Raw genomic sequence first — 24,862 nt, forward strand, 5'->3', positions numbered from 1 at the left:
CTCTCTCGCTGATCGTCGTACGTGTCTATGACACACCACAGGCCCGGCAGATGTTCTGCCGGGCCTGTGGTGAAAGGAATTCTCGGTGCCTTACTGGGCCGGGGCCTCGATGGCCTCGGAGGTCAGCAGACCCGCGTTGATCTCGCGCAGCGCGATCGAAAGCGGCTTCTCGTGGACGTGGGTGTCCACCAGCGGGCCGACGTACTCGAGCAGGCCCTCACCGAGCTGCGAGTAGTACGCGTTGATCTGACGCGCACGCTTGGCCGCGTAGATCACGAGGCTGTACTTCGAGTCCGTGGCCTCGAGCAGCTCGTCGATCGGCGGGTTGATGATGCCCTCGGGCGCGGTGATGGAAGAGGACACGCTCTACCTTCCGAAGAATGGGTGAATGATCAAGCATTGACCGAAATGAACATCGATCAACGATCAGACAACTTCCATCAAGGCTAGCAGCTCGCGCGCCACGTCCTCGACGGAGGTGTTGACCAGGGTGGTGTCGAACTCGGACTCGGCAGCGAGCTCGACCTTGGCGGACTCCAGTCTGCGCTGGATGACCTCCGGTGATTCGGTGCCACGGCCGGTGAGCCGGCGGACCAGCTCGTCCCAGCTCGGCGGTGCGAGGAAGACGAGCTGGGCCTCGGGCATGGACTCGCGGACGAGTCGCGCGCCCTGGAGGTCGATCTCCAGGAGAACGGGTTCGCCGTTCTCCAGTCGTTCCACCACCGCGCCGCGCGGTGTGCCGTAGCGGTTGCCCGCGAATTCGGCCCACTCCAGCAGCTCGCCGTTGGCGATCAGCTTGTCGAACTCGTCGTCGTTGACGAAGAAGTAATGGACTCCGTGTCGCTCACCGGGCCGCGGCTTGCGGGTGGTGGCCGACACCGAGAGCCATACCTCGGGGTGGACCTTGCGCATATGCGCGACGACCGTGCTCTTGCCGACCCCCGAGGGGCCGGAGAGCACGGTCAGCCGCGGACGAACCTCTGCTGCCATAGAGCGATTATCCAGGTTCTCGGGACTGCCTGAGAACGCCGGGAGAACTTCAGGCAACGCGTCAGCCGGCAGGAGTGCCGAACTCACGCTCCAGAGACGCGATCTGGTTGGAACCGAGACCTCGGACACGCCGGGACTCGGAGATGCCGAGGCGCTCCATGATCTGCTTGGCGCGGACCTTGCCCACGCCAGGCAGGGACTCCAGCAGGGCGGAGACCTTCATCTTGCCGATGACGTCGTTCTCCTGGCCCGTCTTGATGACCTCTTGGAGCGAGGCGCCGGAGTGCTTGAGTCGATTCTTCACCTCGGCCCGCTCCCGGCGAGCCGCGGCGGCCTTTTCGAGCGCGGCTGCGCGCTGTTCAGGGGTAAGGGGCGGAAGAGCCACGCCTACGTCACCTCGGATGTCGAACTGTCGGATACGGACCAGTGGGGAGCCCTAGGGCGCCACACCAGGCGAATGCCCGAACAGCGGTGGAACTCGTTCGCTGCTCGTCACTCTGATCGGAGACTAGCGGCCCGGACCGCTCCAGTCAGCGAGAACGGACGAAAAGTCCTGGTCAGCCTCCACTGAACCGTACATCACGGACAAAACACCCCTGTTTTGTCCGAGGAAGTACGTTCGAATTCCGTCAGCTCGAACGAGACCCGAGCGCGCCCGGGGCCCGCGGACCTCCGCTAGGCCGGCACGGCCTCACGGATCTCGGCCGCGAAGCGCGCCGCCGCGTCCTGGAGCCCCGCCGGGTAAGGACCGTGGCGGAGCACACCGCGGGAGACGTTCGGGACCACGTTGCGCGCGGCCTCGCCGAAGACCGCCGGGAGGTCGGCGGCGGAGGCGCCCTGGGCGCCGACGCCCGGGGCCAGCAGGGGGCCGTTGATGTCCAGGTCGAAGGAGGACAGGTCGCCGAGGGTGGCGCCGACCACCGCGCCGAAGGAGCCCAGCGGCTCGGCACCGGCGTTCTCGGCCGCCAGGTGGCGCAGCATGGTCGCGCCGACGGTCAGGCCGTCCTCGCGCACCGCCCGCTGCACCTCGGCGCCCTCGGGGTTCGAGGTGAGGGCCAGCACGAACAGGCCGGCGCCGTTCTCCCGCGCCAGGTCCACGGCCGGCTTCAGGGACCCGTAGCCGAGGTACGGGGAGACCGTGAGGGCGTCCGAGAACAGCGGGGAGTCCTTGTGCAGGAAGGTCTCGGCGTACGCGGCCATGGTGGAGCCGATGTCGCCGCGCTTGGCGTCCATGACGACCAGGCCGCCCGCCGCGCGGACGTCGGCGACGGTGTTCTCCAGTACGGCGACGCCGCGGGAGCCGAAGCGTTCGAAGAAGGCGGCCTGCGGCTTGAAGACGGCCACCTGCCCGGCCAGCGCCTCCACCACGGTGCGGGAGAACCGCTCCAGGCCCGCGACGTTGTCGTCCAGGCCCCAGGAGGCCAGCAGCGAGGCGTGCGGGTCGATGCCGACGCAGAGCGGGCCGCGGGTGTCCATCGCCTCGCGGAGGCGGGTGCCGAAGGGGGTCACAGGGCTGCCTTTCGGGTCTCGGCGCCGACCGCGTCGGCGAGGGTCGCGTAGGGGCTGACGGCCAGGCGGGCGGCCAGGCCCTTGTGGATGGCCCGGGCGTAGAACGGGCCCTCGTAGATGAAGGCGCTGTAGCCCTGGATCAGGGTGGCGCCGGCGAGGATCCGCTGCCAGGCGTCCTCGGCGTTCTCGATGCCGCCCACGCCAATCAGGACAATCCGGTCGCCCACACGAGCGTACAGCCGTCGCAGGACTTCCAGGGAGCGCTCCTTGACCGGGGCACCGGACAGGCCTCCGGTCTCCTTCACGAGGTCCGGGGAGGACTTCAGGCCCAGCCCCTCGCGCGCGATGGTGGTGTTGGTCGCGATGATGCCGTCCAGGCCGAGCTCCAGCGCCAGGTCGGCGACCGCGTCCACGTCCTCGTCCGCGAGGTCCGGGGCGATCTTGACGAGCAGCGGGACCCGGCGGTCGGTCACGGTGCGGTCCGCGGCCTCCCGTACGGCCGTCAGGAGCGGACGCAGGGACTCGGTGGCCTGGAGGTTGCGCAGGCCGGGGGTGTTCGGCGAGGAGACGTTCACCACGAGGTAGTCGGCGTGGCGGGCCAGGCGCTCGGTGGAGGCGACGTAGTCCCCCACGGCCTCTTCCTCGGGGACGACCTTCGTCTTGCCGATGTTGACGCCCACGACGGTCCTGAAGACCGCCGTACGGGCCGCCAGGCGGGCCGCCACGGCCTCGGAGCCCTCGTTGTTGAAGCCCATGCGGTTGATCAGCGCGCGGTCCGGCACGAGCCGGAACAGCCGCTTCTTCGGGTTTCCGGGCTGCGCCTGCGCGGTGACCGTGCCGATCTCGACGTGGTCGAAGCCGAGCATCGACATGCCGTCGATCGCGACGGCGTTCTTGTCGAAGCCGGCCGCGAGGCCGAAGGGGCCGTGCATCCGCAGGCCGAGGGCCTCCGTGCGCAGCTCCTTGTACCGCGGGGCCAGGGCGGCCGCGGCGAAGGTGCGCAGCACCGGGGTGCGGGCCGCGAGCCGGATCCAGCGGAAGGCCAGGTAGTGGGCCTGCTCCGGGTCCATCCGCTTGAAGACCAGGTTGAAGAAGAGCTTGTACATGTCGAGAAGATCCCTTGTGCGCTCATGACGAGGGGGACACCGATGCGCGTCGCGCATCCGTGTCCCCCTCCTCGTACGGCTTCTAGTCGCGGGCCGCGGTCAGCTGCTCCGCGTGCTCCTGGAGCGAGCGCACGCCCACGTCGCCGTGGTTGAGCGCGTCGATGCCCTGGACGGCCGCGGCGAGCGCCTGGACCGTGGTCAGGCACGGGACACCGCGGGCCACGGCCGCGGTGCGGATCTCGTAGCCGTCGAGGCGGCCGCCGGTGCCGTACGGGGTGTTGACGATGAGGTCGACCTGGCCGTCGTGGATGAGCTGGACGATGGTCTTCTCGCCGTCGGGGCCTTCGCCTTCGCTGAGTTTGCGCACGATGGTGGCGTTGATGCCGTTGCGGCGCAGGACTTCGGCGGTGCCGGAGGTGGCCATGAGTTCGAAGCCGTGGTTGACGAGTTCGCGTGCCGGGAAGATCATCGAGCGCTTGTCGCGGTTGGCGACGGAGATGAACGCGCGGCCCTTGGTGGGCAGCGGCCCGTAGGCGCCGGCCTGTGATTTGGCGTAGGCGGTGCCGAAGACGGAGTCGATGCCCATGACCTCGCCGGTGGAGCGCATCTCCGGACCGAGGACGGTGTCGACGCCGCGGCCGTGGATGTCGCGGAAGCGCGACCACGGCATGACGGCCTCCTTGACGGAGATCGGCGCGTCGAGCGGCAGGGTGCCGCCGTCGCCGGTCTTGGGGAGCATGCCCTCTTCGCGGAGTTCGGCGATGGTGGCGCCGAGCGAGATGCGGGCGGCGGCCTTGGCGAGGGGGACCGCGGTGGCCTTGGAGGTGAAGGGGACGGTGCGGGAGGCGCGCGGGTTGGCCTCCAGGACGTAGAGGATGTCTCCCGCCATCGCGAACTGGATGTTGATCAGTCCGCGGACGCCGACGCCCTTGGCGATGGCCTCGGTGGAGGCGCGCAGGCGCTTGATGTCGTGGCCGCCCAGGGTGATGGGGGGCAGGGCGCAGGCCGAGTCGCCGGAGTGGATGCCGGCTTCCTCGATGTGTTCCATGACGCCGCCGAGGTAGAGCTCGGTGCCGTCGTAGAGGGCGTCGACGTCGATTTCGATGGCGTCGTCGAGGAAGCGGTCGACCAGGACGGGGCGGGTCGGGGAGATCTCGGTGGATTCCGCGATGTAGGAGGACAGCCGGTCTTCGTCGTAGACGATTTCCATGCCGCGGCCGCCGAGCACGTACGAGGGGCGCACCAGGACGGGGTAGCCGATCTCGTCGGCGATGGCCTTGGCGCCCGCGAAGGTGGTGGCGGTGCCGTGCTTGGGGGCGGGCAGGCCGGCCTCGGCCAGGACCTGGCCGAACGCGCCGCGGTCCTCGGCGGCGTGGATGGCCTCCGGCGGGGTGCCGACGACCGGGACGCCGTTGTCCTTGAGGGCCTGGGCCAGGCCCAGGGGGGTCTGGCCGCCGAGCTGGACGACGACGCCGGCGATCGGGCCGGCCAGCGACTCGGCGTGGACGATCTCCAGCACGTCCTCGAGCGTCAGCGGCTCGAAGTACAGGCGGTCGGAGGTGTCGTAGTCGGTGGAGACGGTCTCCGGGTTGCAGTTGACCATCACGGTCTCGTAGCCGGCGTCGCTCAGGGCGAAGGAGGCGTGGACGCAGGAGTAGTCGAACTCGATGCCCTGGCCGATGCGGTTCGGGCCGGAGCCCAGGATGATCACCGCGGGCTTCTCACGCGGGGCGACCTCGGACTCCTCGTCGTAGGAGGAGTAGAAGTACGGGGTCTTCGCGGCGAACTCGGCGGCGCAGGTGTCGACCGTCTTGTAGACGGGGCGGACGCCGAGGGCGTGGCGGACCTCGCGGACGACGTCCTCGCGCAGGCCCCGGATCTCGGCGATCTGGGCGTCGGAGAAGCCGTGGCGCTTGGCCTCGGCGAGCAGCTCGGGGTGGAGCTTCTCGGCGGCGGCCAGCTCGTCCGCGATCTCCTTGATCAGGAAGAGCTGGTCCACGAACCAGGGGTCGATCTTCGTGGACTCGAAGACCTCTTCCTGGGTGGCGCCGGCGCGGATGGCCTGCATGACGGTGTTGATCCGGCCGTCCGTGGGGCGGACGGCGGTGGCGAGGAGCTCTTCCTTGTCGCCGACGGGGCCGACGAAGGTGAACTGCGAGCCCTTCTTCTCCAGGGAGCGCAGGGCCTTCTGGAGGGCCTCGGTGAAGTTGCGGCCGATGGCCATGGCCTCGCCCACCGACTTCATGGTGGTGGTGAGGGTGGCGTCGGCCAGCGGGAACTTCTCGAAGGCGAAGCGCGGGGCCTTGACGACGACGTAGTCGAGGGTCGGCTCGAAGGAGGCCGGCGTCTTCTCGGTGATGTCGTTGGGGACCTCGTCGAGGGTGTAGCCGATGGCCAGCTTGGCGGCGATCTTGGCGATCGGGAAGCCGGTGGCCTTCGACGCGAGCGCCGAGGAGCGCGAGACGCGCGGGTTCATCTCGATGACGATGACGCGGCCGTCGGTCGGGTCGATCGCGAACTGGATGTTGCAGCCGCCGGTGTCGACGCCGACCTCGCGGATGATCGCGATGCCGATGTCGCGCAGCCGCTGGTACTCGCGGTCGGTCAGCGTCATCGCCGGGGCGACGGTGATGGAGTCGCCGGTGTGGACGCCCATCGGGTCGAAGTTCTCGATGGAGCAGACGACGACCACGTTGTCCTTCGTGTCGCGCATCAGCTCCAGCTCGTACTCCTTCCAGCCGAGGATGGACTCCTCCAGGAGCACCTCGGTGGTCGGGGAGAGCGTCAGGCCCTGGCCGGCGATGCGGCGCAGCTCGTCCTCGTCGTGCGCGAAGCCGGAGCCGGCGCCGCCCATGGTGAAGGAGGGACGCACGACGACGGGGTAGCCGCCGAGGGTGTCGACGCCCTTGATGACGTCGTCCATCGAGTGGCAGATGACCGAACGGGCGGACTCGCCGTAGCCGATCTTGGCCTTGACGGCCTCGACGACGCCCTTGAAGAGGTCGCGGTCCTCGCCCTTGTTGATGGCCTCGACGTTGGCGCCGATGAGCTCGACCCCGTACTTCTCCAGCACACCCTGCTCGTGCATGGAGATCGCGGTGTTGAGTGCGGTCTGGCCGCCGAGGGTCGGCAGGAGCGCGTCGGGGCGCTCCTTGGCGATGATCTTCTCGACGAACTCGGGGGTGATCGGCTCGACGTAGGTGGCGTCGGCGATCTCCGGGTCGGTCATGATCGTCGCGGGGTTGGAGTTCACCAGGATGACCCGCAGGCCCTCGGCCTTGAGGATGCGGCAGGCCTGGGTGCCGGAGTAGTCGAACTCGGCGGCCTGGCCGATGACGATCGGGCCGGAGCCGATGACCAGGACGGACTGGATATCGGTGCGCTTAGGCACGCTCGGCCTCCATCAGGGTTACGAAGCGGTCGAAGAGGTAGGCGGCATCGTGGGGGCCGGCTGCCGCTTCGGGGTGGTACTGGACGGAGAAGGCCGGCTGGTCCAGCAGCTGGAGGCCTTCGACGACCTGGTCGTTCAGGCAGACGTGGGAGACCTCGGCACGGCCGTAGGCGGTGTCCGAGACCTTGTCGAGGGGCGCGTCGACGGCGAAGCCGTGGTTGTGCGCGGTCACCTCGACCTTGCCCGTGGTGCGGTCCTGCACCGGCTGGTTGATGCCGCGGTGGCCGTACTTCAGCTTGTACGTGCCAAAGCCCAGCGCGCGGCCCAGGATCTGGTTGCCGAAGCAGATCCCGAAGAGCGGCGTCTTGCGGGCGAGGACGCCCTGCATGACGGCGACGGGACCGTCGGCGGTGGCCGGGTCGCCCGGCCCGTTGGAGAAGAACACGCCGTCGGGGTTGACCGCGTACACGTCCTCGACGGTCGCGGTCGCCGGCAGCACGTGCACCTCGATGCCGCGCTCAGCCATCCGGTGCGGAGTCATGCCCTTGATCCCGAGGTCCACGGCGGCCACCGTGAACTTCTTCTCACCGATCGCGGGGACGACGTACGCCTCCTTGGTGGCGACCTCCGCCGAAAGGTTCGCACCCTTCATCTGCGGGGCGTCCTGCACCTTGGCCAGCAGCGCCTCGTCACGGACACCCTCCCAGGCGGCCCCCGAGAAGATCCCGACGCGCATCGCACCGCGCTCACGCAGGTGACGCGTCAGCGCCCGGGTGTCGATACCCGAGATCCCGACGACGCCCTGCCTGACCAGCTCCTCGTCCAGCGAACGCTGCGAACGCCAGTTGGACGGGACACGGGCGGGATCGCGCACGACGTACCCGGCGACCCAGATCCGGGAGGACTCGGGGTCCTCGTCGTTGACGCCGGTGTTGCCCACGTGCGGGGCGGTCATCACGACGACCTGCCGGTGGTACGACGGGTCGGTGAGGGTCTCCTGGTAACCGGTCATGCCGGTGGAGAACACGGCCTCGCCGAAGGTCTCCCCCACGGCGCCGTAGGCCCGGCCGCGGAAGATCCGACCGTCCTCCAGGACGAGAACGGCGGGAGCTTTGGCTGCTCCCCTGGTGGAGGTCGTCATCGTTCGGCGCCTTCCGTCGTGATGGATTGGTTCATGAGATTGATGGCCTCGACCCAGGCGGCGTGTTCGGCCGCGCGGTCGGAGCGGAATCCGGAGTCGATCAGCTTGTCGCCGTGCGCCCACGTGACGACGAGGAGACCGCCCTCGGTGAGTACCTTGCCCGCGATCCCCTTGTCGAGGCGGGCGCCGCGCAGCTGCGCGGCCGGTACGAAGAAGTCGCCTGCACCCGGACGGACCACGTCGAGGCCCGCGTCGGTGAGCGTGAGCTCGACCCGGCTGCGCACACCCAGGCCGTGGGCGACGATCCGGTCGAGCCACTGCCCGGCGGTGGTGGACCCGTGGTACCGGCCGGTCAGGGCCAGCCGGTGCTCGGGGAGGCCGCCGGGGGCGGCGGGCAGCTCCGGCAGATCGCTCTGCAGGGCGCCGCGCCATTTCCAGCCCTGCCGCATCAGCCAGTACACGAACGCGATGAAGACGAGCAGACCGATCACCCACGACACGCGTGCGCCCCAGTCCGTCACCTCAGCCGACCGTCGCTCGGCAGCCTCTGCGGCCAGTTGGATTACTGCAGGTGTCACGCCAGTTTCCCGTCCACGACCGTTGCCCGGCCCCGCAGGAAGGTGTGAGTGACGCGTCCCGGCAGCTCACGGCCCTCGTAAGGCGTGTTGCGGCTGCGGGAGGCGAAGTGTGCGGGGTCCACGACACCACGGTACGAGGTATCGACCAAGGTCAGGTTCGCGGGTTCACCTGCCGAGACGGGGCGGCCGTGGTTGTCCAGGCCGCCGATCCGCGCCGGCGCGAAGGACATGCGCTCGGCGACGGCCGCCCAGTCGAGCAGTCCGGTCTCCACCATCGTCTGCTGGACGACGGAGAGCGCGGTCTCCAGGCCGACCATGCCCATGGCGGCGGCGGCCCACTCGCAGTCCTTGTCCTCGTGCGGGTGCGGGGCGTGGTCGGTGGCGACGATGTCGATCGTGCCGTCGGCGAGCGCCTCGCGCAGGGCCATGACGTCGCGCTCGGTGCGCAGCGGCGGGTTGACCTTGTAGACCGCGTTGTACGAGCGGACCAGCTCGTCGGTGAGGAGCAGGTGGTGCGGGGTGACCTCGGCGGTGACGTCGATGCCGCGGGACTTGGCCCAGCGGACGATCTCGACGGAGCCGGCGGTGGAGAGGTGGCAGATGTGCACGCGGGACCCGACGTGCTCGGCGAGGAGGACGTCGCGGGCGATGATCGACTCCTCGGCGACGGCCGGCCAGCCGCCGAGGCCCAGCTCGGCGGAGACGACGCCCTCGTTCATCTGGGCGCCCTCGGTCAGGCGGGGCTCCTGGGCGTGCTGGGCGACGACGCCGCCGAAGGCCTTCACGTACTCCAGGGCGCGGCGCATGATCACGGCGTCGTCCACGCACTTGCCGTCGTCGGAGAAGACGGTGACGCGGGCGGCGGAGTCGTGCATGGCGCCCAGCTCGGAGAGCTGCTTGCCCTCCAGGCCGACGGTGACGGCGCCGATGGGCTGCACGTCGCAGTAGCCGGACTCCTTGCCGAGGCGCCAGACCTGCTCGACGACGCCGGCGGTGTCGGCGACGGGGAACGTGTTCGCCATGGCGAAGACGGCGGTGTAGCCGCCGGAGGCGGCGGCGCGGGTGCCGGTCAGGACGGTCTCGGAGTCCTCGCGGCCGGGCTCGCGCAGGTGGGTGTGCAGGTCGACGAGGCCGGGGAGGAGGACCTGGCCCTCGGCCTCGATGACGGTCGCGCCCTCGGCGGAGAGTCCGGTGCCGACCTCGGCGATGGTCTCGCCGTCGATCAGGACGTCCTGCGCCTCGCCACCGAGTACCTTCGCGCCACGGATCAGGATCTTGCTCATCTTTACTTGCTCTCCTCGATGCGGGGCGTGCTGGTGGTGGTGACGGCCGGCTCGGAGCCGCCGAGCAGCAGGTACAGGACGGCCATCCGGGTGGAGACGCCGTTGGCGACCTGCTCGACGGCCGTGCAGCGGTCGGAGTCGGCGACCTCGGCGGTGATCTCCATGCCGCGGTTCATCGGGCCGGGGTGCATGACGATGGCGTGCTCGGGCATCTTGGCCATGCGGTCGCCGTCGAGCCCGTACCGGCGGGAGTACTCGCGCTCGGTCGGGAAGAAGGCGGCGTTCATTCGTTCGCGCTGCACACGCAGCATCATGACCGCGTCGGACTTCGGCAGCACGTCGTCGAGGCTGTACGAGACCTCGCAGGGCCAGCTCTCGACGCCGATCGGGACCAGGGTGGGCGGGGCCACGACCGTGACCTCGGCGCCGAGCGTGTGGAGCAGCTGCACGTTGGAGCGGGCGACGCGGCTGTGCAGGACGTCGCCGACGATCGTGATGCGGCGGCCGTTCAGGTCCTTGCCGAGGCCGGCGTCGCGCCCGACCAGGCGGCGGCGCATGGTGAAGGCGTCCAGCAGGGCCTGGGTGGGGTGCTCGTGGGTGCCGTCGCCCGCGTTGACCACCGCGGAGTCGATCCAGCCGGAGGTCGCGAGCCGGTAGGGGGCGCCGGAGGCGTGGTGGCGGATGACGACCGCGTCGGCGCCCATGGCCTCCAGGGTCAGCGCGGTGTCCTTGAGGGACTCGCCCTTGGAGACCGAGGAGCCCTTGGCGGAGAAGTTGATGACGTCGGCGGACAGCCGCTTGGCGGCCGCCTCGAAGGAGATCCGGGTGCGGGTCGAGTCCTCGAAGAAGAGGTTCACGACGGTGAGGCCGCGCAGGGTGGGCAGCTTCTTGATCGGCCGGTCCGCGACGCGTGCCATCTCCTCGGCGGTGTCGAGGATGAGGACGGCGTCGTCGCGCGTGAGATCGGCGGCCGAGATGAGGTGGCGCTTCATCAGGGTGCTCCGTTTGTCGATGAGGTCAGAGCGGCGGGCAGGGCGCAGCGGCCGGGGGGCCGGGATGCGGCGGGATGGAGTGCGGCCCGGCGGGCAGGCTCGCGCGCGGGCCCCCGCGTTCGGGGCCCCTCACTCGTACGGGCTACTGCCCGGCGGCCGTGTCGGTCCGCTGGCCGAGCAGCACGGCGTCTCGGCCGTCCTCCTCCTGGAGCTGGACCTTGACGGTCTCCCGCAGCGACGTGGGGAGGTTCTTGCCGACGTAGTCGGCGCGGATCGGCAGCTCGCGGTGGCCGCGGTCGACGAGGACCGCGAGCTGCACGGCGCGGGGGCGGCCGAGGTCGCCCAGCGCGTCCAGGGCGGCTCTGATGGTGCGGCCGGAGAAGAGCACGTCGTCGACGAGGACGACGAGGCGTCCGTCGATGTCGTCGCCGGGGATCTCGGTGCGGCCGATCGCGCGGGCCGGCTTCATCCGCAGATCGTCGCGGTACATGGTGATGTCGAGGGATCCGACCGGGATCTTCGTGCCGGTGATCTCTTCGAGCTTGGCGGCCAGCCGGCGGGCGAGGTACACGCCGCGGGTGGGAATGCCGAGGAGCACCACGTCGTCGGCGCCCTTGGCGCGTTCGACGATCTCGTGGGCGATGCGGGTGAGCACCCGCGCGATGTCCTGTGCCTCGAGCACGGGGCGCATCGCCTCGGTGCCCTGGGCACCGACGTTCTGAGCAGCCTGAGCGTCCATGAAAAGGACCTCCTTCTCCGCCTCACGGGACGGACCTTAAAGGACGTCTGATGTACGTCCTCCACGGTACCAGGGCCCGGGCGGGGAACCGGCACGGGGCCCTGCCGGCGCCCCTCGTGCGAAGGCGTCCGACATCATTCGGCTTGACGCATCCAAGTAACGCTGCGTAACCTCACAGTGAGTTACCAGCCGCGCGGCGGAGCCGCACGTGGTCCATGTCGTCAGCGTCCATGTCGTCACAGCGTCACAGCGTCCGGGAGCGTTATGTCCAGCGAATACGCCAAACAGCTCGGGGCCAAGCTCCGCGCCATCCGCACCCAGCAGGGCCTCTCCCTCCATGGTGTCGAGGAGAAGTCCCAGGGCCGGTGGAAGGCCGTGGTGGTCGGGTCGTACGAGCGCGGGGACCGCGCCGTGACCGTCCAGCGCCTCGCCGAGCTGGCGGACTTCTACGGGGTTCCGGTGCAGGAGCTGCTGCCGGGCACCACTCCGGGCGGGGCCGCCGAGCCGCCGCCGAAGCTGCGCCTCGACCTGGAGCGCCTCGCGGGCGTGCCCGCGGAGAAGGCCGGCCCGCTCCAGCGGTACGCCGCCACCATCCAGAGCCAGCGCGGGGACTACAACGGCAAGGTGCTGTCGATCCGCCAGGACGACCTGCGCACTCTGGCCGTCATCTACGACCAGTCCCCCTCGGTCCTGACCGAGCAGCTCATCAGCTGGGGCGTGCTCGACGCGGATGCGCGTCGCGCCGTGGCGCACGAGGACATCTAGTCCCCGCGCCCAGGACCAGCAGAAACGTTACCGGTGTGGGCCGGGAGCCAGGAGTGGCTCCCGGCCCACACCGGTTTTCGCGTACCTGCCGCGCACGAACGCACGGAGGGCCCGCAGCGCGCGTGCGCTGCGGGCCCTCCGTGCTCGCCGAACCGCCTGGGCTACTCGCCCCGGCGCAGGCTCGGCTTCAGGTCCTTGAAGCGGGCCAGCAGCCCGTTCACGAACGAGGGGGACTCGTCCGTCGAGAACTCCTTGGCCAGCTGGACGGCCTCGTCGATGGCCACGGCGTCCGGGGTGTCGTCCACCCAGATCAGCTCGTAGGCACCGAGCCGCAGGATGTTCCGGTCGGCGACCGGCATGCGGTCGAGCTCCCAGTCCACGGCGTAGGTGACGATCAGGTCGTCGATGCGGTTCACCTTGTCGGCGTACCCCTCGACGAGATCCATCGTGAAGGCGCTGACGGGCGGCTGCCGGTCGTCCGAGCGCGCGTGGCGGATCCAGTCCGCGAGGACCTCGCGCACGGGCACCCCGCGCTGGTCGGCCTCGAACAGGATCTGGAAGGCGCGCTTGCGCGCGTTGCTGCGGGCAGCCACGGTTAGCTGTTCACCCGGCCGAGGTAGTCGGAGGTACGGGTGTCGACCTTGACCTTCTCGCCCGTGTTCACGAACAGCGGGACCTGGATCTCGTGACCGGTCTCCAGCTTGGCCGGCTTGGTGCCGCCGGTGGAGCGGTCGCCCTGGACGCCCGGGTCGGTGTGCTCGATGGTCAGCTCGACCGCGGCCGGGAGCTCGACGTAGAGCACCTCGCCGTCGTGCTGGGCCACGGAGGCGGTGAAGCCCTCGATGAGGAAGTTGGCGGCGTCGCCGACGGCCTTCTTGTCGACCATCAGCTGGTCGAAGGTGCTCATGTCCATGAAGACGAAGTAGTCGCCGTCCATGTACGAGAACTGCATGTCGCGGCGGTCGATGGTGGCCGTTTCGACCTTCGTGCCGGCGTTGAACGTCTTGTCGACGACCTTGCCGGAGAGCACGTGCTTGAGCTTGGTGCGCACGAAGGCCGGGCCCTTGCCGGGCTTGACGTGCTGGAACTCGACGACGGACCAGAGCTGGCCGCCATCGAGCTTGAGCACCATGCCGTTCTTGAGGTCGTTCGTGGAAGCCACGGTTGCGGAATCTCCTGCACTGGAAGACCACGGGTGCGCGCACAGCCCGCCGCGGCGGGCTAGAGCGCGAGCAGCTCCTTGGTCGTAATGGTGAGTAGCTCGGGACCGCCGTCCGCCTCGGGGCGCACGACGAGCGTGTCATCGATCCGGACACCTCCCCGGCCCGGGAGGTGAACCCCCGGTTCGACGGTGACCGGCACGCAAGCGTCCAGTTTACCCATTGCCGTAGGTGCAAGCTGCGGGTCCTCGTCGATTTCGAGGCCGACACCGTGTCCGGTCGACGGAGCGAGGGCTTCGGCATGGCCCGCGGAGTCCAGTACGGAGCGCGCCGCGCGGTCGACTTCGCGGTACGCGGCCCCGGGCAGGAGCGCCTCGCGGCCGGCCCGCTGAGCCGCGAAAACAAGATCGTAGAGCTCGATCTGCCAGTCGGCGGGGCTGGTGCCGATCACGAAGGTCCGGCCGATCTCGCAGCGGTAGCCGCGGTAGTTCGCGCCGAGGCAGACGGAGAGGAAGTCCCCCTCCTCGACCCGGCGGTCGGAGGGCCGGTGCCGGGAGCTGCCGGAGTTCGGCCCGGTGCCGACGGAGGTCGGGAAGGCGGGCCCGTCGGCGCCGTGGTCGACGAGGCGGCGTTCCAGCTCCAGGGCGAGGTGGCGTTCGGTCCGGCCCACCAGGATCGACTCCAGCAGCTCGCCGAGGGCCTGGTCGGCGATCTCGGCGGCGATCCGCAGGCAGGCGATCTCCTCCTCGTCCTTGACCAGGCGCTGCTGCTCCACGGCGGCCCCCAGGTCCACGAGGCGCAGCTTGGGGGCGACGGAGCGCAGGGCGCGGTGGCGGGCGACCGTGAGGTGGTGCTCCTCGACGGCCAGCGACTCGACGCGCAGCGAGCCGGCCATGTCCCCGGCCGCCACCGCCGCGTCGCTCCCGGGGCCGGCCAGTACGGAGAGCCTGAGCCGCTCGTCGAGGCGGCCCTCGTCGGCTTCGCCGGTGGGCGGCCCGACGGTGAAGAGCATGTCCTCGCCGTCCGGGCCGACGAGCAGTACTGCGGACGGCGGGGACGCCCCGGCGAGGTAGCGGACGTTCGCCGGACGCGTGATCAGTGCGGCGGCGTTCCCCGCGGCGGCACATCGGTCGCGAAGCAGGCCACGGCGGGCCGCGTACACGTCTGACATGTCTTCGAGCGTACGAGCGCCCCGCGCATCCGGCCTGGTGAGCGCATCCGTACGGGGCCGGGGCCCGGCGGCGGCCCCGGCCCGGGCCCGGCCGGGGCCGGGCCGGCCGCCGGGCCCGGGCCGGATCCCGCCCGGTCAGCCGCCGACGTACGCCGCGAGGTGCTCGCCGGTGAGGGTGGCCCGCTCGGCGACGAGCTCGGCGGGGGTGCCCTCGAAGACGACCCGGCCCCCGTCGTGGCCCGCGCCGGGCCCGAGGTCGATGATCCAGTCGGCGTGCGCCATGACGGCCTGGTGGTGCTCGACGACGATCACCGACTTGCCGGAGTCGACGAGCCGGTCGAGCAGGCCCAGCAGGTGCGCGACGTCGGCGAGGTGCAGGCCGGCCGTCGGCTCGTCGAGGACGTAGACCCCGCCCTTGTCGGCCATGTGGGTCGCCAGCTTGAGCCGCTGGCGCTCGCCGCCGGAGAGGGTGGTGAGCGGCTGGCCGATGGTGAGGTAGCCGAGGCCGACGTCGGCGAGGCGCGCGACGATGCGGTGCGCGGCCGGGAGGTGGCCCTCCCCCGACCCGAAGAACGCCTCGGCCTCGGTCACCGACATCGCGAGCACCTCGCTGATGTCGCGGCCGCCGAAGTGGTAGTCGAGGACCGAGGAGTCGAACCGCCTGCCTTCGCACTCCTCGCAGGTGGTGGCGACTCCGGCCATCATCGCCAGGTCGGTGTAGATGACCCCGGCGCCGTTGCAGGTCGGGCAGGCGCCCTCGGAGTTGGCGCTGAACAGGGCCGGCTTCACGTCGTTGGCCTTGGCGAACGCCTTGCGGATCGGGTCGAGCAGCCCGGTGTAGGTGGCCGGGTTGCTGCGCCGGGATCCCTTGATGGCGCCCTGGTCGACCGAGACCACCCCTTCGCGGGCGGGGATCGAGCCGTGCACGAGCGAGCTCTTGCCGGAGCCCGCGACGCCGGTGACGACGGTGAGCACCCCGAGCGGGATGTCGACGTCGACGTCGCGGAGGTTGTGGGCACCGGCTCCCCGGATCTCCAGCGTCCCGGTGGGCTTGCGCACGCTCTCCTTGACCGAGGCCCGGTCGTCGAAGTGCCGGCCGGTGATGGTGCCGCCGGTCCGCAGGCCTTCCACGGTGCCCTCGAAGCAGACGGTGCCGCCGCCCGAGCCGGCGCCGGGGCCGAGGTCGACGACGTGGTCGGCGATCGCGATCGTCTCCGGCTTGTGCTCCACGACGAGGACCGTGTTGCCCTTGTCCCGCAGGCGCAGCAGCAGCTTGTTCATCCGCTGGATGTCGTGCGGGTGCAGGCCGGTGGTGGGCTCGTCGAAGACGTACGTGACGTCGGTGAGCGAGGAGCCGAGGTGGCGGATCATCTTGACGCGCTGCGCCTCGCCGCCCGACAGCGTGCCCGAGGCGCGGTCGAGGGAGAGGTAGCCGAGGCCGATCTCCACGAACGAGTCCAGGGTTGCCAGCAGGGTGGCGAGCAGGGGCGCCACGGAGGGCTCGTCGAGCGCGCGGACCCATTCGGCCAGGTCCCGGATCTCCATCGCGCACAGGTCCGCGATGTTCTTCCGCTTGATCTTCGAGGACCGCGCGCCCTCACTCAGCCGGGTTCCGGCGCAGTCGGGACAGGTGGTGAAGGTGACCGCCCGTTCCACGAAGGCCCGGATGTGCGGCTGCATGGACTCGGTGTCCTTGGACAGCATCGACTTCTGCACGCGCGGGACCAGGCCCTCGTACGTCATGTTGATGCCCGCGATCTTCATGCGGGTGGGCTCGCGGTGCAGGAGGTCCTGCAGCTCCTTCTTGGTGTACTTGCGGATCGGCTTGTCCGGGTCGAAGAAGCCCGACTCGATGTAGAGGCGGCTGTTCCAGCCGCCCCCGGTGTAGCCCGGGATCGTGAACGCGCCCTCGTTGAGGGACTTGGTGTCGTCGTAGAGCTGCGTGAGGTCGATGTCGGTGACCGCGCCCCGGCCCTCGCAGCGGGGGCACATGCCGCCGGTGATGCTGAAGCTGCGCCTCTCCTTGACCTCCTGGCCGCCGCGCCGGACGGTGACCGCCCCGGCGCCGCTGATGGAGGCGACGTTGAAGGAGAAGGCCTTGGCGGAGCCGATGTGCGGCCTGCCGAGCCTGCTGAACAGGATCCGCAGCATGGCGTTGACGTCGGTGGCGGTGCCGACCGTGGAGCGCGGGTCCCCGCCCATCCGCTGCTGGTCGACGGTGATCGCGGTGGTGAGGCCGTCGAGTACGTCGACCTCGGGCCGGGCCAGCGTCGGCATGAAGCCCTGGACGAAGGCGCTGTAGGTCTCGTTGATCAGCCGCTGCGACTCGGCGGCGATCGTGTCGAACACCAGCGAGCTCTTGCCCGAGCCGGAGACACCGGTGAACACCGTCAGGCGGCGCTTCGGGATCTCGATGCTGACGTCCTTGAGGTTGTTCACGCGCGCGCCGTGCACGCGGATCAGGTCGTGGCTGTCGGCATCGTGCGACGCGGGCCTGGCCATGCTCATCGTGTCTCCGTACGTCGGTTCGGGCGGCCTTGCTCGATCTAACCAGCTGGGCGGGGCGCGCTCACTGGTCCTGGAGCAGCCCGAGGACGTTGCCGTCGGGGTCGGTGAAGGTGGCCACGAGGCGGCCGCCGCCGACGTCGCGCACGGGGTCCTTGAGCTTGCCCCCGGCTGCGGTCACCTCGGCGAGCTTGGCCTCGATGTCCGGCACGTGCCAGTGCGCCACGGGCGCGGCCATGCCCTGCTGGGCGCCGCCGGGCACCAGCCCGATCTGCTGGCCGCCGGCCTCGTAGCCGACGTAGTACGGCTCGTCGACCGTCGGGGCGACCCCCAGCAGCGCGGTGTAGACGTCCTTGGCCGCGGCCAGGTCGGAGACGGGGTGCAGGACGGTCTTGATTCCCTGGGTGGGAGAGGTGGTCATGATCACTCCTGAAGCGGTGGTTCGGCGTGGAATTCACGCTAGCCGCGGGGTGCGGCTCCACGCTTCTCCAAACCTGACCGGTCAGAAGGCGGGCGTGCCGAGGGTCCGGGCCAGGGCCTCGTCCAGGGCCCGGGAGGTGGCCTCGACGTCCAGGTCCGAGTTGTCGATGATCGGCAGGCCCGAGCCGTACCAGCCCGCCATGCGGCCGTGGATGCGGGCGACCTCCTCGTCCGAGAGGCGCCGGTTGCCCGAGCGGGCGGCGTTGCGCTCCAGGACGATCTCCAGGCCGGGCAGGAGGACGACGGGCAGCAGGGCGGGCCCCACGTGCCGCTTCCAGCCGCCCAGGCCCACCACCGGCCGGTCGGGGAAGACGGCGTCGTCGAGGATGCAGGAGATCCCGTTGGCCAGGAAGTTGCGGGCGGCGAAGCCGCAGGTGCGGCGGGCCAGCCGGTACTGGGCCTCGGAGTGGTCGTTCCAGCCGGCCTGCGGGTCCGCGAAGCCCGAGCACACCCACTCGCGGACGTCGTCCAGGCTCACGTGGGCGGTCGGCACCGGCCGGGTGCTCGCCCAGTGCCGGGCCACGGTGGTCTTGCCCGCGCCCGCCGGGCCGATCAGCAGCACGGCCAGCGTGGCTCCGCCGGTCCCGCTCACCGCGGGAGGCAGCGGAATGTGCCCCGTGGCCTCGGGCACGGGCGGCGGCGGGGAGTGCGGTGCCACGTGCGGGGCCTGCGCCTGCGGGGGCGCGTGCGGCGGCACCGGCACCGGCCACCCGTGCGCAGGGGGTATGGGCGGCTGCGGGGGCACGGCCGACTGGTGTCCCGGCTGCCCCCAGCCCGCGCCGCCGCCCCCCACTCCTTGCTGCATCCGCTGCCACTCCGTCCCGTTCTGCCCACTGATGCGAGAACGTTATATGACCGCGGGGCGGAAGCCGCCCACCAGCACCGTCAGAGTGCGACTTCGTCCGCCAGCGCGCGCAGCGCCAGCCGGTACGAACCGATGCCGAAGCCCGCCACCGTCCCGGTCGCCACCGAGGCGATGACCGACGTGTGCCGGAACTCCTCGCGGGCGTACGGGTTGGAGATGTGCACCTCGATCAGCGGCGCGGTGCGCTGCGCCGCCGCGTCCCGCATGGCGTACGAGTAGTGCGTGAAGGCACCCGGGTTGATCACGACCGGGATCTTGCCGTCCGCCGCCTCGTGCAGCCAGCGCACGATCGCGCCCTCGTCGTTGGTCTCGCGGACCTCGACGTCGAAGCCGAGCTCCTCGCCCAGGGTGCGGCAGCTCTCGACGAGCCCGGCGTACGAGGTGGCCCCGTACACGTCGGGCTCGCGCGACCCCAGCCGGCCCAGGTTCGGCCCGTTCAGCACGAGCACCTTGCGGCTCACGCCGACACCTCGCCGTACGCCGCGATCAGGTGCGCCGGGTCGGGTCCCTCCAGGACGGTGGGCTTGGCCAGGCCGTCGAGGACGATGAAGCGCAGCAGGTTGCCGCGGGACTTCTTGTCGACCTGCATGGTCTGGAGCAGCTTGGGCCACTGGTCGCCCCGGTACGTCAGCGGCAGCCCGACCGCGGCCAGGATCTCCCGGTGGCGGTCGGCCGTCGCGTCGTCGAGCCGGCCCGCGAGCCGGCCGAGCTCGGCCGCGAAGACCATGCCGACCGACACGGCCGCGCCGTGCCGCCACTTGTAGCGCTCGTTCTTCTCGATGGCGTGCGCGAGCGTGTGCCCGTAGTTGAGGATCTCCCGCAGGCCCGATTCCTTCAGGTCGCTGGAGACGACGTCCGCCTTGACCTGGATCGAGCGGACGATGAGTTCCGCGGTGTGCGGGCCGTCGGGCGTGCGGGCCGCGGCCGGGTCCGCCTCGATCAGGTCGAGGATCGCCGGGTCGGAGATGAATCCGGCCTTGATGATCTCGGCGAGGCCGCTGACGTAGTCGTTGACCGGCAGGGAGTCCAGCGCCGCCAGGTCGCACAGCACGCCGGCCGGCGGGTGGAAGGCTCCGACCAGGTTCTTGCCCTCGGCGGTGTTGATGCCGGTCTTGCCGCCGACGGCCGCGTCCACCATCGCCAGGACGGTGGTCGGTACGGCGATCCAGCGCACCCCGCGCAGCCAGGAGGCCGCGACGAAGCCCGCGAGGTCGGTCGTGGCTCCGCCGCCGACGCCGACGATCACGTCGGTGCGGGTGAACCCGGACTGGCCGAGCGCCTTCCAGCAGTACGCCGCGACCTCGACGGTCTTGGCCTCCTCGGCGTTCGGCACCTGGATGGCGACCGCCTCGTAGCCCTGCGCGGCCAGATCGTCGCGCAGTGCCTCGCCGGTCGAGGCCAGCGCCTCGGGGTGGATCACGGCGACCCGCTGGGCCTTCGTACCGATCAGGCCGCCCAGCTCGCCGAGCAGCTGCCGGCCCACCAGCACGTCGTACGCGTCGTGTCCGGCGCTGGCGCCGACCTGGATGCGCGTCACCTGGTCTGTCATACGTCCTTCAACTCCAGAGCGTCGAGGACCGCCTGGGCGACCTCTTCGGGGGTGCGGTCGTCGGTGGCCACCACGACGCGCGCGACTTCGGTGTACAGGGGGCGGCGGGCCTCCATCAGCTCGCGCCACTGGCGGCGCGGGTTGACGGCGAGCAGCGGGCGGGCGGCGCCCAGGCCGACGCGCCGGACGGCCTCCTCGACGTCCATCGACAGGTAGGCGACGGGCAGGCCGGCCAGCAGCTCCCGGGTGCCCGCGTCGAGGACGGCGCCGCCGCCGAGGGCGAGGACTCCGGTGTGCTCGGCGACGGCGGCGGCGACCGCCTGCCGCTCCAGCTCGCGGAAGTACGGCTCGCCCTCGTCGACGAAGAGGTCGGAGATCTCGCGGCCCTGGGCCGCGACGATGTCGGCGTCGGTGTCCCGGTAGGGGGCGCCGAGCCGCTCGGCGAGCAGCGCCCCCACCGTGGACTTGCCGGACCCCATGGGCCCGACGAGGACGACCAGTGGTCCGCCCGTCACCGGATCTGCAGGTTGTCGAGGTACGACCGCACGTTGCGCCGGGTCTCGGGCACCGAGTCGCCGCCGAACTTCTCCACGACCGCGTCCGCGAGGACGAGGGCGACCATCGCCTCGGCGACGATCCCGGCCGCGGGGACGGCGCAGACGTCGGAGCGCTGGTGGTGGGCGGCGGCGGCCTCGCCGGTGGCGACGTCGATCGTGGCGAGCGCCTTGGGCACCGTCGCGATCGGCTTCATGGCGGCGCGTACGCGCAGCAGCTCACCGGTGGTCAGACCGCCCTCGGTGCCGCCGGAGCGGCCGGAGGTGCGCTTGATGCCCTCGGGGGTGGCCACGATCTCGTCGTGCGCCTGCGAGCCGGGCACGCGGGCCAGGTCGAAGCCGTCGCCGACCTCGACGCCCTTGATCGCCTGGATGCCCATCAGCGCGGCCGCGAGGCGCGCGTCCAGGCGGCGGTCCCAGTGCACGTGCGAGCCGAGGCCGACCGGGACCCCGTACGCGAGGACCTCGACGACGCCGCCGAGGGTGTCGCCGTCCTTGTGGGCCTGGTCGATCTCGGCGACCATCGCCTTCGACGCGTCGGCGTCGAGGCAGCGCACCGGGTCGGCGTCGAGCTTCTCGACGTCGGCGGGGGTCGGGTAGACGCCGTACGGGGCCTTGGCCGAGGCCAGCTCCACCACGTGCGAGACGATCTCGATGCCCGCGACCTCCTTGATGAAGGAGCGGGCGACGGCGCCGAGGGCGACGCGGGCGGCGGTCTCACGGGCGCTGGCGCGCTCCAGGATCGGCCGGGCCTCGTCGAAGCCGTACTTCTGCATGCCCGCCAGGTCGGCGTGGCCCGGGCGCGGCCGGGTCAGCGGCGCGTTGCGGCCGGTGTCCTTGAGCAGCGACGGGTCGACCGGGTCGGCCGACATGACGGTCTCCCACTTGGGCCACTCCGTGTTGCCGATCATGACGGCGATCGGGGAGCCCTGGGACAGGCCGTGGCGGACGCCGCCGAGGAAGGTGACCTCGTCCTGCTCGAACTTCATCCGGGCACCGCGGCCATAGCCGAGCCGGCGCCGGGCCAGGTGGTCGGCCACCAGCTCGGTGGTGACCGGAACGCCGGCGGGAAGGCCCTCCAGCGTCGCGACCAGTGCCGGTCCGTGCGACTCTCCTGCGGTCAGCCAACGCAACCTGCTCAACGATGCTCCTCATGCTCGCGCCTGGGTACTGCGGCGACGCGGCCGGGTGCTCGGCCCGGACCCGCCACACCCGATCCTCCCACGTCCGGGCCGGTGCGCCGCCCTCCGGTCCAGCTGGCGGACGGCGGTGCACCCGGGCTCACCCTGGCGAGTGCGGCCGGACCCGGGCAAGATCGGCCCGGGCAGTGCATCAGGTGCGGTGGCGGCGGGTGCCCGCGGGGCGGCGGATCAGTGGCGGGCGCGCAGCGCGGCCTCCCCGGCCGCCCGCATGGCCGCCAGCGGCGCCGTGTGCCGGCCGGTCATCTGCTCGACCTGGAGGACCGCCTGGTGGACGAGGAGGTCCAGGCCTCCGAGGAGCCGCCCGCCGTGCTCCGACCAGGCCGCCGCGAGCGCGGTCGGCCAGGGGTCGTACAGGACGTCGAAGAGGGTTCCCGCTCCGGCCGCTACGTGCTCGGCCAGCCAGTCCGTGGCCCGTGCCGGGGTCGTCGCGATGACCAGCGGCGCCCCCAGCCCCTCGGCGGCGTCCGCCCAGTCGGCCGTACGGACCGCCACGTCGAGGCGCTCGCCCCACTCCTGCATCTCGTCGGCGCGGGCCCGGGAGCGCACGTACACGGTCACCTCGCCGGAGCAGATCCGGGCGAGGGCGGCCAGGGCCGAGGAGGCGGTGGCCCCCGCGCCGAGGATGGTGGCGCGTTCCACCTTGTCGACGCCTCGCTCGTGGAGCGCGGAGACGATCCCGGGGATGTCGGTGTTGTCGCCGAGGCGCCGGCCGTCCTTGGTCAGGACCACCGTGTTGACCGCCTCGACCGACGCGGCGGTGTCGCTGATGCCGTCGAGCAGCGGGATGACCGCGCGCTTGAGCGGCATCGTCAGGGACAGCCCGGCCCACTCGGGACCGAGGCCGGCGACGAACTGCGGGAGCGCGTCCTCGTCCATCTCGAAGCGGTCGTACGACCAGTCGTCGAGGCCGAGCTCCTGGTACGCGGCGCGGTGCAGCACCGGTGAAAGGGAGTGCTCGATCGGTGAACCGAGCACGGCTGCGCGTATCACTGCCCTTCCTTCTTCCTCTCCTCTTCGTACTTCTGGCGGTTCCTGTTGTGCTCTTCGTTGGTCACGGCGAACAGGGTCTCGTTCTCGTTCACCGACACGAAGTAGTACCAGGGACCCGTGGCCGGGTTGATCGCCGACTTGAGCGCGTCCGGGCCCGGGCTGCCGATCGGTCCGGGCGGCAGGCCCTTGATCTTGTACGTGTTGTACGGGTCGTCGAGCTTGCGCAGGTCGTTGACGGAACCGACGTCCAGGGTGCTCTGGCCCCTCATGTAGTTGACCGTGGAGTCGAAGTCGAGCAGACCGTAGGTCTCCGTGTTGCCCGGCTTGAGCCGGTTGTAGACGACCCGGGAGATCTTGTCGAAGTCGTGCTGGTACTTGCCCTCGGCCTGGACGAGGCTCGCGACGGTGATGAGCTGCAGCGGGCTCGAGAGGCCCAGCTTGGAGGCCTGGCCCTTGACGTCCGCGCTCTCGTAGGCCTCGTTGGACTTGGCGACCATCTGCTTGAGCATCGACTGCGGGGTCGCGTCCTTGCTGAGGTCGTAGCGGGCCGGGTAGAGGAAGCCCTCCAGCGGGTCCTTGAGGTCCTTGTTGGCGGCCCAGTCGGGCAGACCGAGGTTCTTCGCCTCCTTGGTGGCGACGTCCTTGGTCGTGCCCTCCTTGAGCTTGAGCCGCTCGTCGATGGCCTTGTAGACCTGGCTGGTCTTCCAGCCGGGGATGACGTCGAGGGCGTTGACGCCGGCGCCGCCCACCATCAGGTCGACGGCCGCCTTGCCCGACATGTGCTCCTTCATCGTGTAGGAGCCTGCCTGGATGGCGCCGCCCTTGGGGTTGGCCTTGGCGGCGGCGACGAAGGCGTCGGCGCTCTTGACGACGCCGTGCGCCTTCAGGATGCGGCCCATCTCCCCCATGCCGGTGCCCTTGGGGATGTCGATGGTGACGGAGCCCTCGCCCTCGCCCGCGTAGTCCTCGCCGGTGCTGAACTTGGACTTGATGTAGTCGAGGCCGTAGTAGCCGCCACCGCCGAGCACGCCGATGATCACGACGGCGGCGATCAGGCAGGCCGCGCCGTTGCGGCCCTTGGGCTTCTTGTCCTTCGAGCGGCCGCGGCGTCCGCCGCCGCCCGGGGTGTCGGAGTCGTCGCCGTCGTCGGCCGGGCCCGAAGGGGCCAAGGCGGCCTCGTCGGCCGCCTCCGCCGCCTCGTCGGCGTACTCCGGCTCCGCCTCCTGCTCCGTGACCAGGTTGCGCCGGCCCGGGGGCTGCGGCGGCGGGTAGGCCTCGGGCGTGCCGTAGAGGTCCGGGGCCTCGCCCGGGTAGCCGCCCACCGGCTGCTGGGCGTACGGGTCCGCGCCGAGGTACGGGTCGGCCTGCGGGACAGCGGCGTACTGGGCCTGGGGCTGGGCCTGGACCTGGCCGGTGTCCCAGCCCTGGCCCTGGCCGTCGTACTGCGGCTGCTGCGGCTGGTAGACCTGCTGGTGGGCGCCCTGGTGGGGCTGCTGCGGGGCATACCCCTGCTGCTGGTCCGGGTACTGGCCCTGCTGCACGTACTGCTGCTGGTACTGGGGGTCCTGCGGGTACTGCGGATCCTGCGGGTACTGCCGGCCCTGCGCGTACTGAGGGTCCTGCTGGTACTGCGGCTCCTGCGGGTACTGCTGCTGGGGACCGCCGGCATAGGGCATCTGAGCCTGCTGGGCCTCGTGCCCGGTCCACCCTTGGTCCCCGTACAGGGGGTCCTCCGGGTGCCACGGTTCGGGGCCACGGCCCCGGCCATACTCAGTCATCGGTCCCCTAGAGCCGCGAGACGGAGGCCACGGCCCTGTCCGCCGCGACACCCGGTTCCGCCTCTGAAGTGGTGGGCGACGACTTGTTCGAATGCCGCCGCATCGCGCGGAACG

The 24,862-nt window shown here is 70.9% G+C and carries 24 protein-coding genes; 1 reads left to right on the plus strand and 23 read right to left on the minus strand.

All coding sequences use genetic code 11. From position 1 onward, the window contains the following. Positions 1-90 precede the first annotated feature (90 nt). The 11 genes from rpoZ to pyrR all read right to left on the minus strand — a co-directional run bounded on the left by rpoZ (position 91) and on the right by pyrR (position 11,729). A complete protein-coding gene (rpoZ, locus tag ACFY1T_RS11780) occupies positions 91-363 on the minus strand; it encodes a DNA-directed RNA polymerase subunit omega (protein ID WP_004948662.1) in 273 nt (90 codons plus the stop codon). Positions 364-426: 63 nt separating this feature from the next. Then, entirely contained in the window at positions 427-990 is a 564-nt protein-coding gene (gmk, locus tag ACFY1T_RS11785) for a guanylate kinase (protein WP_030873693.1), read from the minus strand. Between the two features lie 61 nt (positions 991-1,051). Then, entirely contained in the window at positions 1,052-1,375 is a 324-nt protein-coding gene (locus ACFY1T_RS11790) for an integration host factor (protein WP_008740406.1), read from the minus strand. Between the two features lie 290 nt (positions 1,376-1,665). Continuing rightward, positions 1,666-2,499, minus strand: coding sequence for an orotidine-5'-phosphate decarboxylase (gene pyrF / locus ACFY1T_RS11795; protein WP_390787998.1), 834 nt, complete (start codon positions 2,497-2,499; stop codon positions 1,666-1,668). Beyond that, positions 2,496-3,605, minus strand: coding sequence for a quinone-dependent dihydroorotate dehydrogenase (locus ACFY1T_RS11800; protein ID WP_030873695.1), 1,110 nt, complete (start codon positions 3,603-3,605; stop codon positions 2,496-2,498). Before ACFY1T_RS11800 ends, pyrF begins: the two co-directional genes overlap by 4 nt. Positions 3,606-3,687: 82 nt before the next feature. Further along, entirely contained in the window at positions 3,688-6,996 is a 3,309-nt protein-coding gene (carB, locus tag ACFY1T_RS11805; RefSeq protein ID WP_390787999.1) for a carbamoyl-phosphate synthase large subunit, read from the minus strand. Continuing rightward, positions 6,989-8,137, minus strand: a complete 1,149-nt coding sequence (carA, locus tag ACFY1T_RS11810; protein WP_390788000.1) for a glutamine-hydrolyzing carbamoyl-phosphate synthase small subunit — start codon at positions 8,135-8,137, stop codon at positions 6,989-6,991. Before carA ends, carB begins: the two co-directional genes overlap by 8 nt. Continuing rightward, a complete protein-coding gene (locus tag ACFY1T_RS11815; RefSeq protein ID WP_390788001.1) occupies positions 8,134-8,715 on the minus strand; it encodes a hypothetical protein in 582 nt (193 codons plus the stop codon). The genes carA and ACFY1T_RS11815 overlap by 4 nt, the downstream gene beginning before the upstream one ends. Further along, a complete protein-coding gene (locus ACFY1T_RS11820) occupies positions 8,712-9,998 on the minus strand; it encodes a dihydroorotase (protein ID WP_030859975.1) in 1,287 nt (428 codons plus the stop codon). The genes ACFY1T_RS11815 and ACFY1T_RS11820 overlap by 4 nt, the downstream gene beginning before the upstream one ends. 2 nt (positions 9,999-10,000) lie before the next feature. Continuing rightward, positions 10,001-10,990, minus strand: a complete 990-nt coding sequence (locus ACFY1T_RS11825) for an aspartate carbamoyltransferase catalytic subunit (protein ID WP_030157459.1) — start codon at positions 10,988-10,990, stop codon at positions 10,001-10,003. Positions 10,991-11,132: 142 nt separating this feature from the next. Then, entirely contained in the window at positions 11,133-11,729 is a 597-nt protein-coding gene (gene pyrR, locus ACFY1T_RS11830) for a bifunctional pyr operon transcriptional regulator/uracil phosphoribosyltransferase PyrR (RefSeq protein WP_030859977.1), read from the minus strand. Positions 11,730-11,993: 264 nt separating this feature from the next. Between pyrR and bldD the strand changes: the two genes are divergently transcribed. Next, positions 11,994-12,494: a transcriptional regulator BldD gene (bldD, locus tag ACFY1T_RS11835; protein ID WP_007263032.1), complete on the plus strand. Its 501-nt coding sequence runs from the start codon at positions 11,994-11,996 to the stop codon at positions 12,492-12,494. Positions 12,495-12,655: 161 nt separating this feature from the next. On the opposite strand, the gene nusB is transcribed toward bldD, so the two are convergent. The 12 genes from nusB to mltG all read right to left on the minus strand — a co-directional run bounded on the left by nusB (position 12,656) and on the right by mltG (position 24,646). Then, on the minus strand, positions 12,656-13,087 hold the full coding sequence (gene nusB, locus ACFY1T_RS11840) for a transcription antitermination factor NusB (protein ID WP_030157452.1): 432 nt from the start codon (positions 13,085-13,087) through the stop codon (positions 12,656-12,658). A 2-nt stretch (positions 13,088-13,089) separates the two neighbouring features. After that, entirely contained in the window at positions 13,090-13,656 is a 567-nt protein-coding gene (gene efp, locus ACFY1T_RS11845; RefSeq protein WP_030859979.1) for an elongation factor P, read from the minus strand. A 59-nt stretch (positions 13,657-13,715) separates the two neighbouring features. Next, positions 13,716-14,825, minus strand: coding sequence for an aminopeptidase P family protein (locus ACFY1T_RS11850; RefSeq protein ID WP_030859981.1), 1,110 nt, complete (start codon positions 14,823-14,825; stop codon positions 13,716-13,718). Between the two features lie 135 nt (positions 14,826-14,960). Then, complete coding sequence (locus ACFY1T_RS11855; protein ID WP_390788002.1) at positions 14,961-17,333, minus strand: ATP-binding cassette domain-containing protein; 2,373 nt, start codon at positions 17,331-17,333, stop codon at positions 14,961-14,963. A gap of 61 nt (positions 17,334-17,394) precedes the next feature. Further along, a complete protein-coding gene (locus ACFY1T_RS11860) occupies positions 17,395-17,751 on the minus strand; it encodes a VOC family protein (RefSeq protein ID WP_384716189.1) in 357 nt (118 codons plus the stop codon). Positions 17,752-17,832: 81 nt separating this feature from the next. After that, positions 17,833-18,615 (minus strand): AAA family ATPase, encoded by a 783-nt coding sequence (locus tag ACFY1T_RS11865; protein WP_390788003.1) that lies wholly within the window; start codon positions 18,613-18,615, stop codon positions 17,833-17,835. Between the two features lie 80 nt (positions 18,616-18,695). Next, positions 18,696-19,136: a type II 3-dehydroquinate dehydratase gene (gene aroQ, locus ACFY1T_RS11870; protein ID WP_030157440.1), complete on the minus strand. Its 441-nt coding sequence runs from the start codon at positions 19,134-19,136 to the stop codon at positions 18,696-18,698. Then, the gene (aroB, locus tag ACFY1T_RS11875) at positions 19,133-20,224 is read right to left on the minus strand and encodes a 3-dehydroquinate synthase (protein ID WP_030859990.1); all 1,092 of its coding nucleotides are present in this window, start codon (positions 20,222-20,224) and stop codon (positions 19,133-19,135) included. The genes aroQ and aroB overlap by 4 nt, the downstream gene beginning before the upstream one ends. Next, complete coding sequence (locus ACFY1T_RS11880; RefSeq protein WP_390788004.1) at positions 20,221-20,739, minus strand: shikimate kinase; 519 nt, start codon at positions 20,737-20,739, stop codon at positions 20,221-20,223. Before ACFY1T_RS11880 ends, aroB begins: the two co-directional genes overlap by 4 nt. After that, positions 20,736-21,920: a chorismate synthase gene (aroC, locus tag ACFY1T_RS11885; protein ID WP_359166324.1), complete on the minus strand. Its 1,185-nt coding sequence runs from the start codon at positions 21,918-21,920 to the stop codon at positions 20,736-20,738. The genes ACFY1T_RS11880 and aroC overlap by 4 nt, the downstream gene beginning before the upstream one ends. Positions 21,921-22,148: 228 nt before the next feature. Then, positions 22,149-22,970: a shikimate dehydrogenase gene (locus ACFY1T_RS11890; protein ID WP_390788005.1), complete on the minus strand. Its 822-nt coding sequence runs from the start codon at positions 22,968-22,970 to the stop codon at positions 22,149-22,151. Continuing rightward, on the minus strand, positions 22,967-24,646 hold the full coding sequence (gene mltG / locus ACFY1T_RS11895) for an endolytic transglycosylase MltG (protein WP_390788006.1): 1,680 nt from the start codon (positions 24,644-24,646) through the stop codon (positions 22,967-22,969). Before mltG ends, ACFY1T_RS11890 begins: the two co-directional genes overlap by 4 nt. Between the last annotated feature and the right edge of the window lie 216 nt (positions 24,647-24,862).

The sequence above is a fragment of the Streptomyces sp. NPDC001194 genome, from assembly GCF_042896985.1.
Lineage (GTDB): Bacteria > Actinomycetota > Actinomycetes > Streptomycetales > Streptomycetaceae > Streptomyces.